Below are 11695 nucleotides of genomic sequence, written 5' to 3'. Positions count from 1 at the left end.
GACTTGAGAAGGCTACCGAGCATCTGGGAGGTCGTCATCGGCGCGGCGTCTGCACCGTTCTTCTTTTTAGTTCGCGCCATAGAGCAATCCTTGCAGGTCGTTCACAGCCCGGCGAAGCTCATCGGGGCCGCCGAACAGCTTGATGATTTCGGCGGGCTGGCCGTGGGTTGAGATGGGCGGAACCTTGAGCACGTCGGGCAGGACAAACTGCGCGTCGCCGTGTTCCGCATATTTTTCCAGAAGCTCGTCAAGCACCTGACGCGCCTCAGGGGAGAATTTGTCGAAATAGTCCTTTCGCTCGGATTTGAGACGCTGCGCCCGCTCTCGCCGGGTGCGAAGCGGCGCGTTGAAGGCCAGATGGCAAAGCAGGTCGAAGGGGTCGGCGTCGGTCTGACCCGTCTGTTCGGCCAGCACGTCAAAGTCGATACCGCGCTCGGCCAAAGCGGCGATAATCTCGCTGCGCTGGTCTGCGTCCGCCCAGCGCTTGCGAAGCTCAGCGGAGGTCGGCGCAAGCGAACGAACGCTTTCGGCGGCATAGTCGGTGTATTTGACGACGCGAAGCTGCTTGCCGTTCGGATCAAGCTCGTGGACCAGATGGGCTACGACTTCGACCTGGCCGCCGTCGAAATAGAATTTGCGCGGCTCGCCGGTCGGCGGTTCGATTACGCCGGGTTCGCCTTCCTCCGGCGGGGCAGGCTCCGGTTCCTGCCCTTCGGGGATGATCTCCGTCGTCGCCGTCGTTTCCCCGGCGTCGTTCACTTCGTCTTCCGTGATCCGGGCCGGATCGCCGTCGAAGTTCGGGTCGGCGAACATGCGGGTCGCCGACCCGGTGTAGTCGAGGATGTTGAACCACAGCTTGCCGTAATCATCGCGTAGGCGCGTCCCACGCCCGATGATCTGCTTGAACTCGCTCATGGACCCGACGACACGCGCCAGAACGACATTCTTGCAGGTCGGCGCATCAACGCCGGTCGTCAGCAGTTGCGACGATGTGAGGATAACCGGCGTTTTGGTTTCAAGGTCTTGGAACTTGGACAGATGGCCGCGCCCGATTGCGCCCTCCTCGGCGGTGACGCGCGTCACGTAGTCGGGGTACTGCGCCACAAGATCGGCATTGAGGTTGACCAGAGCCTGCCGCATTTCCGAGGCGTGTTCCTGATCGACGCAGAACACGATGGTCTTGGCGAAGCGGTCGGTCTTTTTGAGGAAGTCGGTCAGGTGGCGAGCAATAGCCTGCGTGCGGGCGCGCAAGGCGATGGTCCGCTCGAAGTCCTTGGTCTGGTATTCGTCATCGGGGATCGCGCGGCCGAAGCGGTCAACCTCGTCCTTGGTCGGACGCCAGCCCGCCGCATCCCATTGGGTGACGATGCGATGCACGCGATAGGGCGCGAGAAAGCCGTCGTCGATGCCCTGGCGCAGGCTGTATTCGTAGATCGGATTGCCGAAATAGAGGTAGGTGTCTCGGTTGTCCTCGCGCAGCGGCGTGGCCGTCATGCCGAGCTGGTAGGCGGGCTTGAAATGCTCAAGGATAACGCGCCACGAACTGTCGTCCCGCGCGCTTCCCCGGTGACATTCATCGACGATGATGAGGTCGAAGAAGTCCGGCGGATAATCCCGGAAAAGCCCCGCGCGGCGCTCGTCCTCGGCAAGCGCCTGATAGATGGCGAAATACATTTCCCGGCTTTTGACAATCTCACCGGATTCGATCTTGTGCCGCGCATCCCCGAATGGGGCGAAGGTCTTGTCCTTCGGGTCGTCAATGAGGATGTTGCGATCCGCGAGGAACAGGATGCGCGGCTTGCGATGCTCCCCGGTTCTGTTCCAGCGGCTCGACCAGAGCTTCCAACAAATCTGGAAAGCCACAATGGTCTTGCCCGTTCCCGTCGCCATGGTGGGAAGCAGGCGCTTCCTTCCGGCAAGGATGGCTTCGACGGTCCGGTTAATGGCGATCTGCTGGTAGTACCGGGGCGGCTTGCCGCCGACCGTATTGTAGGGAGCGATCAGGTGTTCCACCCGCTCGGGCGTGTCGATGCCGCTGCCCGCCTGATAGCGCCGCCAAAGGTCGTCTGGTGCGGGGAAGTCGGCGACGCGCGTTTCTGTCCCCTTAAAGTAGTCGATCTCGATGATCTCGGTGCCGTTGGTGGCGTAGGCGTATTTGAGGTCGAGGATTTCCGCATAGTTGCGAGCTTGCTGCACGGCATCAGTCGCGGATTTGTAGCTCGCCTTGGCCTCGACCACGGCAAGCGGAAGATCGCGCGTGTAGCGCAGCAGATAGTCTACCCGCTTGGGCAACTTGCGGACGAAGCCCTTGCCCACGGGGATAACGCGGCCGTCCGTGATGGTTCGCTGTTCGGCGATGGAATGGGGATCGTTATCCCAACCGGCGGATTGCAGCTTGGGCACGACGAATTTCCGGCATGTGTCGGCCTCGTTCGTCATGCTCCCCACTACCCCTGTTGCTCTTCTACCTTGCGCTTTATCCAGTTTGCGATTTCCTGCCGATGGAACCGCCACGATCCGCCGACCTTGAAGCCGGGAATTTTGCCTGCCGAGGCAAGCTTGTAGGCGGTCTTTCTCATTGATCTTGAGAAGTTCCACCACCTCCCGGATCGTCAGGATTTCGTCGGCCATGCGCCCCGCGGGACTCGTGGTTGGGGAAGTGTATAGAAGATCGGAGAAAATCGGGGAAGATAGCGGTGACCGTCCATTCCCTTGTGGGGCAACGGCGGTCGGGACCGAAGCCGCCGTAGCATCATATTGAAAAATCCGCTCTGAAAGCGGATTTTTAAGGACAGTCTGGCAGTGGTATCATATTGAAAATTCCGCGCTAAGAGCGGATAATGAGATATGATCCAAGTAGAGCGATCAGCCTTATCCACCTACGCTTCCGGCCTGCTTGCTGCGGGCCGGGGAGTATTTTCTGCGGATGAAGCGCAAAAGGAGATCGGCATCAGTCGGGGGGCATTCCTCGACGCCGCCGAGCGATTGCAGCGGCGCGGCCAGCTCATCCGGCCTCGGCGCGGCTTCTATGTGGTCGTACCGCCACAGCACGCCACGACGGGAGCGCCGCCGCCCGAGTGGTACATCGACGCCCTGATGCGCCATGAAAAACGGCCCTATTATGTGGGGCTGCTGGCGGCGGCGGCGGCCCACGGCGTTTCCCATCAGGCCGTTATGGAGTTTCAGGTCGTCACGGACAAACTCCTGCCCAACATCGAGGCCGGGCGGACGCGGATCGTCTTTTCCTATCGCAAGGATATGACGGCGGTGTCGTCGGGAATCGAGGATCGCAAGACACAATCGGGCTATATGAAGCTGTCCTCGCCGGAACTGACGGCGCTCGATCTGGTGCGCTACCCGCAATCCGGCGCGGGCCTGGACAACATCGCAACGGTGATCTTCGAGCTTGCCGGACGGCTGCAACCAAAAAAGCTCGCTTCCCTATCGGGCGCTTTCGAGAAAGCGGTCGTTCAGCGCCTCGGACATCTGCTCGAAAGGCTGGGGCACCCGCAGATAGCAGAAGCGACGTTCGCGGCGCTATCGGCGCGGGGGTCGCTGCCGTGGGTTGAACTCGATCTCAAACAGGCAGGCGATCCGGATTTGTCGCCGCCGCCATCCGAACGCGATGAACGCTGGCGCGTGATCGTTCGTCGACCGCCGGAGATCGACGAATGATCCCGCTGGACTACATCACCGCCTGGAACCGCGTGGTGCCGTGGGCAAGCCAACGGCAAGTCGAGCAAGACCTCATCATCAGCCGCGCGATTGTCGCCATCTTCTCTGATCCGTTCCTGCGCGGCGAACTGCGCTTTCGTGGCGGCACAGCGCTCAACAAGCTGCACTTCCCCACGCCGCTGCGCTATTCGGAAGATATAGATCTCGTGCGAACGAGCGCTGGTCCGATTGGGCCGGTCCTCGATGGCGTTCGCGCCATCCTGGAACCGTGGCTTGGCAAGGCAAAATCCGATCCAAGCCCCGTCGCACCCAAACTTCGCTTTCGCGTCGATGCGGAAGGCGAGCCCGCAGATGTGCGTATCAGCCTCAAGGTTGAAATCAACACACGCGAACGGGACGCCTACGATTCGCCCATCGAGATACCGTTCGGCGTCGAAAATCCGTGGTTCAACGGCGAGGCCGCAATCCCGACCTTCTCACGGGAGGAGATGCTGGCGACCAAGCTACGGGCCTTGCTTCAACGCAATAAGGGCCGCGATCTGTTCGACCTCGATCACGCGCTCACTGTGTTCGAGAGCTTGAACACGGCCCGGGTCATTGAATGTTTTTTGCTCTACCTTGAAAAGGCGGAGGTGACGATTTCAAGGGCCGAGGCACAGCAGCGGATGTTCCAGAAACTCGCCAATCCGACCTTCTTCACCGACATGCGCCCGCTGCTTCAAACAGATCGCGCCAAAACACTGACCGACGAGACGCTCAAGGCCACCTTTGTCAGGGTGATGAAGGAACTGATCGACCGGATACCCGGCGACGAATGGGCGAAGGCCGGAGAAATGCGGGAACGATTTGGAGTCTAGCCATCGTCGAATGCCTGCTTCCCCTTCGTGGCCCAAAGGCTCCGTGCGTGTTCCCCTTGGTCGCTCCGGAGCTTGTCGGCCATCCAGAGCAGAGCGCCGAGGATGGTGGCGCGATCATCGCCGGTCAGGTCAACGATCCCGGCCTTGATGACCAGGCCGCCTAGTTCGATCAGATGCCGCGTGCGCTTGCGGCGCTCGACCTGCCATGTGCGCATGTTATCCCGCGCTCGTGCCGCCTGATGCCGGTTGCGGTCTGTCCGGTCGCGCCGGAGTGCCGTCTGCGTTGCGGTCAGCCGCCTGTGCAGTTCGTCGTGACCGGCTTTGAAAGAACGCAGCCCCGCGCTTGGCCCAAGCCTCCTTCTTTCCGGCATCTTTGGTTTCGGCCAGTACGATCAGCGCGCCCGCCAGTTCGTCGGCGCTGAGCGCATCGGCTCCGGTGGCAATCACCAGTTCGCCAAGCTGCTGCACCTTGCGGTTCTTGAGCTCCCGCGCCTTGTTTTCGAGCGCCTTCAGTTCCGCGTCGAAATCCCGTGGCTTTCGCATCGTCGTCTCCATAGGCTGTTGTTCGGAGGGATGATAGTCGAGCGCCCGGCACAATGCTGTAAGGTCATCGGACCTAGCCGGGACGGGCTGGTCGCTCCCGAGATTTTTTCGAGGGAGGGCGCGCTTATACGTCGTTCCGACGTGCACATAGCCCGTGCAAATGATCTGATCGCGATGGCGATCTATCATCTTCACGTCAAGGTCATTGGCCGCAAGTCCGGCTCCAGCGCGGTGGCGTCCGCCGCCTACCGCTCGGCCTCGCGGCTACGCGATGACCGGCTTGAGCGCAGCCACGACTTCTCCAACAAGCGCGGCGTCGTACATTCCGAGGTCATGCTGCCGGAGAATGCGCCCGAGACGTGGAGCGACCGCGAACGGCTTTGGAACGATGTCGAGACGTTCGAGAACAGGAAGGACGCGCAGCTTGCCCGGGAGATCGAATTCGCCATTCCGCGCGAGATGACACAAGCGCAGGGCATCGAACTCGCCCGCAACTTCGTACAGGCCGAGTTCGTGGACCAAGGCATGATCGCCGATGTCAATGTGCACTGGGATAGGGGCGAAGATGGCATGCCCAAACCCCATGCGCATATCATGCTAACAATGCGCGCGATGGACGAGAACGGCTTCGGCCAGAAGGTGCGCGACTGGAACCGCACCGAGATGGTGGAGCGCTGGCGCGAACGCTGGGCCGAAGTCGCCAACGAACGGCTGGCCGAACTCGACATCGACGCGCGCATCGACCATCGCAGCCTGGAAGCGCAGGGCATCGTGCTGGAGCCGCAAAGCCAGATTGGCGCGGCCGCGCAGCGCATCGAAGGCGAAGGGATGGAGGCCGCCGACCGCGCGGAAATGCACCGCGAGATCGCGCGCAACAACGGCGCGCGCATCCTCGCCAATCCGTCCATCGCGCTGGACGCGATCACGCATCAGCAGTCGACCTTCACGCGGCGCAACATGGCGATGTTCGCGCACCGTCACAGCGACGGAATCGAGCAGTTCAACGCAGTCATGGGTGCGATGCGGAACGCGCCCGAGCTGGTCGAACTCGGCGCGGACGGACGCGGCGAGGATCGTTTCACCACCCGCGACATGATCGAGGCCGAACAGCGCCTGCACCGCGCCGCCGAACGCATGGCCGGGAGGGAACACCATGAGGTAAACGACACGGATCTCGATGCGGCGCTTGCGCGTGCGGAGGAACGTGACCTTGTGCTTTCGGGCGAGCAGGCCGATGCGCTGGCGCATATCACGGACGGCCGCGATCTGGGGATCGTGGTCGGCTATGCCGGAACGGGAAAGAGCGCGATGCTGGGCGTTGCGCGGGAGGCATGGCAGGCGGCGGGCTATGAGGTACGGGGCGTGGCGCTTTCCGGCATCGCCGCCGAAAATCTCGAAAGCGGATCGGGCATCGCGTCGCGCACCATCGCCAGCATGGAACATGGCTGGCAGCACGGCCGCGACATGCTTACTTCGCGCGATGTTCTGGTGATCGACGAGGCAGGCATGGTCGGCACGCGCCAGTTGGAGCGCGTGCTGTCCCATGCCGCCGAGGCCGGCGCAAAAGTGGTGCTGGTCGGCGATCCGCAGCAGTTGCAAGCCATCGAGGCGGGTGCGGCGTTCCGGTCGGTCCACGAACGTCATGGAGGCGTCGAGATCGGCGAGGTGCGCCGCCAGCGGGAAGACTGGCAGCGCGACGCCACGCGCGATTTGGCGACCGGCAGAACCGGCGATGCAATCCAGGCCTATGACACTCATGGCATGCTCCATGCCGCCCAGACGCGGGAACAGGCACGCAACGATCTGATCGACCGCTGGGACCGCGATCGGCAGGCATCGCCTGACCGCAGCCGCATCATACTCACCCACACCAATGACGAGGTTCGCGCCCTCAACGAGGCGGCGCGCGGGCGATTACGTGAAGCCGGCGATCTGGGTGATGATGTGCGCCTCACGGTCGAGCGCGGCGAGCGCAGCTTCGCCAGCGGGGACCGCGTTATGTTCCTACAAAACGAACGGGGCCTCGGCGTGAAGAACGGCACGCTCGGCACCGTCGAGCAGGTCAGCGCGCGGTCCATGACCGTCCTTATCGACGATGGCCGGTCGGCTCGGTTCGACCTCAAGGACTATAACCGCATCGATCATGGCTATGCCGCAACCATCCACAAGGCGCAGGGCATGACCGTCGACCGCACACATGTGCTGGCGACGCCGGGCATGGACGCCCATGGCAGCTACGTCGCGCTGTCGCGGCACCGCGATAGCATGAACCTGCATTATGGCCGCGACGATTTCGCTGATCAGGACCGGCTCGCCCGCACCTTGTCGCGCGACCGGGCCAAGGACATGGCGTCAGATTATGAGCGCGCCAGTTCGGCGCAGCGCTATGCCGAGCGGCGCGCGATTACCTTCCGCGAGCGTGTTGCCGAGATCGTGCGCAAGGCCGTGCCCGAAAAGCTCCGCAATATGTTCGATGGCCGGCGCCCTTCGGCAGATGGCACGCGCGACTTCGACGCTAGGCGCAGGCCGGAAAGAGAGGAAGTGCGTCTCGAGTCCGTAGCACCAGCGAGAGAGACCGCCGAGGACGGGCAATCGGCGTTGCGGAAAGCCCGAACCGATGCGCTCGTGCGTCATGCCCGCGCCGTGGACGCGATATTCAACGACGAGGGTGCCGGTAACGAGGTCAGCCCGATGCTGTCGCGCGAACTGGCCGACGCCCGAAAAGCCTTCGACGAGGTGCGGCCCCATGGCTGGCGCGATGCTGAAGCGGCTTACGTCAAGAACCCGGAGCTTGCCGGCGAGGCCGCTGACGGGCGGATCAACCGCGCCGTCCGCGCCCTCCAGCTTGAAACCGAAATCCGCACCGATCCGAGCCGTCGTGCCGACCGCTTCGTGGAATACTGGCACAAACTTGACCGGACCAGCCAGCACCAGTATCGGGCGGGCGACATGTCCGGCTACAAGGCCACGCGATCGGCGATGGGCGACATGGCCAAAAGCCTAGAACGCGATCCGCAACTGGAATCCATCCTCGCTAGCCGCAAGCGAGACCTCGGCATCGCGCTCGAATCAGGTCGCCGTCTCGGCCTGGAACTCGCGTTCAATCACGGCATCGACCTCGGGCGAAGCCGGGGCATCGGACTCTAGACCTATCCTGTTTGCCGCAGTCTCTACGCCGGGATACGACGATGCGGAAAACCGTCTTGCGCGTCCACAAATGTCGGTCCTCTCTGGATCAGGAGCAATCAAAAACAGCCAGCAGGAGGCAGTGCGGCCATGCCCGAACCAGACCGGATTATCCGCCTGAAAACCGTCCTGTCCCGGACCGGTCTGTCCCGGTCCACCATCTACCGCAAGATCGCCGAAGGCACGTTCCCACGCCAGATCCAAATCAGCGTCCACGGCGCGGGTTGGCATGAATCCGACATCAGTCGCTGGATCACCGATCCCGTTTCGTGGCGTCCCCAAGACGCGGGCGACAAGTTGTGATGAGGGCGATTCACACTGCGCGGAAAGCTGGCCTTCATCGAGACGCAGCAGTCACGGCGGCAGGGCTATTGCGTGAGTCCATGTCCACTGGAGCGCCGCGGAGGCGAGCGAACACGGCAAACCAGAAACGATAGTCGGCCTCGCGCTCATCAAGATGGGTTGCTCAAGCAGGGCAATTTTGGATCGAACCGCACACAACTGGCCGCTTATCCGCTCTCCGGCCCGCGCCGGATCGGTGGCCGCCCCTCAGGCTGACACAGCAAGCGTTCAGCGAAGCGGCCGTGACGGCGGCCAGCGATCAGGCTTCCTCAAGGCAGACTGTTTCCTTTCCTCACCGCCTATAAGGGAAGTCGCTTGATCGGTCCGGCGATCGTCGCCGGATCGATATTTATGGTGGCGGGCGAGGTCATCCAGCACAGATCGGATATGCGGCCAGGGGAAATCGTCTGGATGTTCCCAGTGCTCACCGTCACGCAGGATGACCTTGAGCTTGGCCAAAATGCCTTCGACGGACGCGGCCGGTGTCTGCGGGAGAACATCCAGAAGTGCGCTTTCGGCTGTTTCCGATTGCCGGATCAGTTCGTCTGTTCTCGAATAACCGATCTCAGCATCAGCAGCGTCCCAGCGCGCCTGATGTGCCGAGAAGTCGGCAACCGCCCTACCCCATTCGACTTCGATTTCAGGAGAGTAGGCATCGTTCAGGCTCTCGATGGAATGGAGCGTCACGTCCGTACCATCGGCAAGCCGCACCTTGGCGCAGGGAAAGCCGACCGTCCTGGCGAGGTGTGTCTCCAACCGCTGCTGTTCGCGGCACAGCGCCAGTGTCTCATCGTGGATCTTTTGCCAGTTCTCACACATACGAAGAGCAGGATCGGCCGCGCTGCTACCACCCTTCACTTCGGCGGCCCGCGACTTTACCTGGAACGGCCATGCCAGCGCGGCCGTCGCCGTGCCCGCCAGCAAGCGCCGCCGGGTGACGAACGACAAACTCATGCTATGGTCGGAATCAGCCATGATCCGAGCTCCCTGAAGCTTAGGTTGTGGTCAGGCCGGGTGAGTGTTGTGAGCACATGCCCGGCCGATGTCACATAATATGCATATTTGCGCTTTTTATGCAAACATTGATGTCGGAGTTGAATGAAGAACTTTCCGTCTCAAGTCCGTGCCGCTCGTGGGCTTCTCAATCTGACTCAGCAAGATCTTGCTGACATTTCACGGGTCAGTTTGCGTACGATCGTTCAACTCGAGCGAGGGGACAAGCAGCCATCTCCTTCGATCGCGCAAGCGCTAAAACTATCCCTTGAGGCGGCGGGAGTAGAGTTCATTCCGGAGAATGGCGGCGGTCCCGGCGTGCGCCTGGTCAAGCGAAATTAGAGGTGGCGATCGGCAGGCAGCGCGGGCCAAGGTTTGTGTTGCAGCTTATAGGCTCGTTGCCGTTCTAAAATGGGTGAACTATTTTGGAGAGGCACGTCAAACCTTCTGGCCGAACCGGCTTGCCGAGCGTAAATCACGCAGCATGGATGATAGAGAAAAGCCGCACGGGAAGTCAGGATCGGTTTCGCTGGGACCGGATGGCGTGGCGTTCAACGAGGTACCTTGGCCAAAGACCGAGAGGGCCCGTGAGCGGATGATTGCTGAGGCCTTTGTCCGCGGCTGCAATCCCCCTTCCGTAATTATCAGGGCCAGTGCGCCTTCGTTCTCGCCCTTCGGCATACCTTTGCAGAATGAGGTAGATCATCTCGACTTCACTGTGATGACGTCACAAGGGAAGAAGTTGATGGAGTTGGGCGAGGTCGCTCCGCTAAAGCAACATGGCGGCAAATTCGCCAATGCGCCTCGATCGCTCAGCACGAAAGAAAAGACAGAGGCGGTTGTCAAACTGCTTGGCAAGAAGTCGATACGTCAAGGAGGCCCCGACCGGTTTCTCGTTCTCTATGCAACCGAACATGGGTTCAAGTTGGATCCTGTGACGATCGAACGCTTGCGTCGACTATTTCAGAAAATTCATCCCAACTTCGAGCGCGTATACTTCGCCACGGTTCACGGTGACGGGTCGGCCGGCGTCTTTGAGATCTTCCCCGGCGTAGCCCATGATTGGTTTGCTGGAATGACAGACGGACAGCTCGACGAGAAAAGCGCAGCCATTCATCCGCTAGATATGCAGTTCGTCAGCGGTGACGTTACGATGATGCTGGGCGTTCTGTATGGCAAAATACGCCTAGAAGCTCAAACGGCGATCTGTTTGAACGCAAGGTTGGATTTCATGCATCAATTACGGAACGAGCCTGCAGTGACATCGCCCAAGCTGGACCTGCTGATCACAGAGTCGAGCGGTGAATAGGCGAGTTCTTGCCGCCGATGATGCGGCTGCGCGTGCATCGTCAACCAGATCAGGCCGCAAATGGTGTCTTCCGTTTCCCTGGAAGTCGGAGCGACCTTTCTCGCGTGCTGCAGGAAGGTTCTGGGTCGAACGCCGATTGCGTGAACCGGCTCATGCAACTGCCTCCGCTCGCAGAGGTTCGATGTTGCCCTTACCTGCAACGATGCCGGCAAGCCGATTGCCCCAAAGCTCCAGGGCGTCCCGCTTCTCGCGCATATAATCGTAGCGCGCATATACCCGCGACGTTACCGTACTCTTAGTCGCCGAAACATGGTTCAACACATGCCCGACGACGAACGGCGAAATGCCGATTTCTTCCATGCCCGTCGCAGCAGATCGCCGAAGGTCATGCGGCGTCCACGGTGCAATGCCCATGATCATTGCTACCCCGCGCTTGCTGATCTCTTCTCGCTTCACTGCCTTCGGGACAGATGCGCCGGTGACGGCTGCACGGGCGCCCGGTCCAGGAAAAATGAAAGGCGGTACCGCCCTGCCCTTGCGCTCCGAAAGCGCCTTCACGTGTGCGATCTGATCGCCGATGATCCGGATTGCCATTTCGCACAGCGGGACAACATGGTCGCGGCCGTTCTTCGCGCGCCTGGCTGGTATCGTCCAAAGGCCGCGTGTCAAGTCCAGTTCGCCGCGCTCCATGCCGGCGATCTCGCCAACACGCTGTCCGGTAACCAGGCACAGGCGCAGAATGCGGCGGGTGCTTTCTCGCATGTCGGCTTCGGGCAAGGCTGCCCACATC

General features: G+C 61.5%; 12 protein-coding genes. 6 read left to right on the top strand and 6 right to left on the bottom strand.

The genetic code is table 11. The features are described from left to right. Positions 1-66: 66 nt before the first annotated feature. Together EN745_RS18830 and EN745_RS18825 are read right to left on the bottom strand one after the other, a co-directional pair. Complete coding sequence (locus EN745_RS18830) at positions 67-2439, bottom strand: DEAD/DEAH box helicase family protein (RefSeq protein WP_127421982.1); 2373 nt, start codon at positions 2437-2439, stop codon at positions 67-69. Positions 2440-2447: 8 nt separating this feature from the next. Further along, positions 2448-2579, bottom strand: coding sequence for a helix-turn-helix domain-containing protein (locus EN745_RS18825; protein WP_348630965.1), 132 nt, complete (start codon positions 2577-2579; stop codon positions 2448-2450). A gap of 268 nt (positions 2580-2847) precedes the next feature. Here EN745_RS18825 and EN745_RS18820 point away from each other — a divergent pair, with 268 nt between their 5' ends. Beyond that, positions 2848-3675 (top strand): type IV toxin-antitoxin system AbiEi family antitoxin, encoded by an 828-nt coding sequence (locus tag EN745_RS18820; RefSeq protein WP_127421981.1) that lies wholly within the window; start codon positions 2848-2850, stop codon positions 3673-3675. Next, positions 3672-4532 (top strand): nucleotidyl transferase AbiEii/AbiGii toxin family protein, encoded by an 861-nt coding sequence (locus tag EN745_RS18815; protein WP_127421980.1) that lies wholly within the window; start codon positions 3672-3674, stop codon positions 4530-4532. The genes EN745_RS18820 and EN745_RS18815 overlap by 4 nt, the downstream gene beginning before the upstream one ends. Here the strand turns inward: EN745_RS18815 and EN745_RS18810 are convergent. Both EN745_RS18810 and EN745_RS18805 read right to left on the bottom strand, forming a co-directional pair. Further along, complete coding sequence (locus EN745_RS18810) at positions 4529-4747, bottom strand: conjugal transfer protein TraD (RefSeq protein ID WP_127421979.1); 219 nt, start codon at positions 4745-4747, stop codon at positions 4529-4531. The two genes, EN745_RS18815 and EN745_RS18810, sit on opposite strands and share 4 nt — an antisense overlap. Position 4748: 1 nt before the next feature. Next, positions 4749-5075, bottom strand: coding sequence for a conjugal transfer protein TraD (locus EN745_RS18805; RefSeq protein ID WP_281034781.1), 327 nt, complete (start codon positions 5073-5075; stop codon positions 4749-4751). A 174-nt stretch (positions 5076-5249) separates the two neighbouring features. Here EN745_RS18805 and traA point away from each other — a divergent pair, with 174 nt between their 5' ends. Continuing rightward, positions 5250-8222 (top strand): Ti-type conjugative transfer relaxase TraA, encoded by a 2973-nt coding sequence (traA, locus tag EN745_RS18800; protein ID WP_127421977.1) that lies wholly within the window; start codon positions 5250-5252, stop codon positions 8220-8222. Between the two features lie 129 nt (positions 8223-8351). Further along, the gene (locus EN745_RS18795; protein ID WP_127421976.1) at positions 8352-8564 is read left to right on the top strand and encodes an AlpA family phage regulatory protein; all 213 of its coding nucleotides are present in this window, start codon (positions 8352-8354) and stop codon (positions 8562-8564) included. A 267-nt stretch (positions 8565-8831) separates the two neighbouring features. Here the strand turns inward: EN745_RS18795 and EN745_RS18790 are convergent, their stop codons facing one another. After that, a complete protein-coding gene (locus EN745_RS18790; RefSeq protein WP_127421975.1) occupies positions 8832-9578 on the bottom strand; it encodes a hypothetical protein in 747 nt (248 codons plus the stop codon). A 123-nt stretch (positions 9579-9701) separates the two neighbouring features. Here EN745_RS18790 and EN745_RS18785 point away from each other — a divergent pair, with 123 nt between their 5' ends. Beyond that, positions 9702-9938 (top strand): helix-turn-helix transcriptional regulator, encoded by a 237-nt coding sequence (locus tag EN745_RS18785; protein ID WP_127421974.1) that lies wholly within the window; start codon positions 9702-9704, stop codon positions 9936-9938. Further along, on the top strand, positions 9898-10905 hold the full coding sequence (locus tag EN745_RS18780) for a hypothetical protein (RefSeq protein ID WP_189363086.1): 1008 nt from the start codon (positions 9898-9900) through the stop codon (positions 10903-10905). The genes EN745_RS18785 and EN745_RS18780 overlap by 41 nt, the downstream gene beginning before the upstream one ends. Before the next feature lie 150 nt (positions 10906-11055). On the opposite strand, the gene EN745_RS18775 is transcribed toward EN745_RS18780, so the two are convergent. After that, on the bottom strand, positions 11056-11695 hold a 640-nt coding region (locus EN745_RS18775), incomplete at its 5' end, for a site-specific integrase (protein WP_127421972.1).

The organism is Mesorhizobium sp. M4A.F.Ca.ET.022.05.2.1 (assembly GCF_003998845.1).
Lineage (GTDB): Bacteria > Pseudomonadota > Alphaproteobacteria > Rhizobiales > Rhizobiaceae > Mesorhizobium.
Note: the sequence above shows the minus strand (reverse complement) of the source record. Positions and strands in the feature narration are given on the sequence as shown.

What these genes read in the sequence shown, in the direction of transcription:
- EN745_RS18785 (WP_127421974.1), top strand. Translation starts at nt 9,702, where the DNA reads ATGAAGAACTTTCCGTCTCAAGTCCGTGCCGCTCGTGGGCTTCTCAAT.
- EN745_RS18795 (WP_127421976.1), top strand. Translation starts at nt 8,352, where the DNA reads ATGCCCGAACCAGACCGGATTATCCGCCTGAAAACCGTCCTGTCCCGG.
- traA (WP_127421977.1), top strand. Translation starts at nt 5,250, where the DNA reads ATGGCGATCTATCATCTTCACGTCAAGGTCATTGGCCGCAAGTCCGGC.
- EN745_RS18790 (WP_127421975.1), bottom strand. Translation starts at nt 9,578, where the DNA reads ATGGCTGATTCCGACCATAGCATGAGTTTGTCGTTCGTCACCCGGCGG.
- EN745_RS18810 (WP_127421979.1), bottom strand. Translation starts at nt 4,747, where the DNA reads ATGCGCACATGGCAGGTCGAGCGCCGCAAGCGCACGCGGCATCTGATC.
- EN745_RS18780 (WP_189363086.1), top strand. Translation starts at nt 9,898, where the DNA reads ATGGCGGCGGTCCCGGCGTGCGCCTGGTCAAGCGAAATTAGAGGTGGC.
- EN745_RS18825 (WP_348630965.1), bottom strand. Translation starts at nt 2,579, where the DNA reads ATGAGAAAGACCGCCTACAAGCTTGCCTCGGCAGGCAAAATTCCCGGC.
- EN745_RS18815 (WP_127421980.1), top strand. Translation starts at nt 3,672, where the DNA reads ATGATCCCGCTGGACTACATCACCGCCTGGAACCGCGTGGTGCCGTGG.
- EN745_RS18820 (WP_127421981.1), top strand. Translation starts at nt 2,848, where the DNA reads ATGATCCAAGTAGAGCGATCAGCCTTATCCACCTACGCTTCCGGCCTG.
- EN745_RS18805 (WP_281034781.1), bottom strand. Translation starts at nt 5,075, where the DNA reads ATGCGAAAGCCACGGGATTTCGACGCGGAACTGAAGGCGCTCGAAAAC.
- EN745_RS18830 (WP_127421982.1), bottom strand. Translation starts at nt 2,439, where the DNA reads ATGACGAACGAGGCCGACACATGCCGGAAATTCGTCGTGCCCAAGCTG.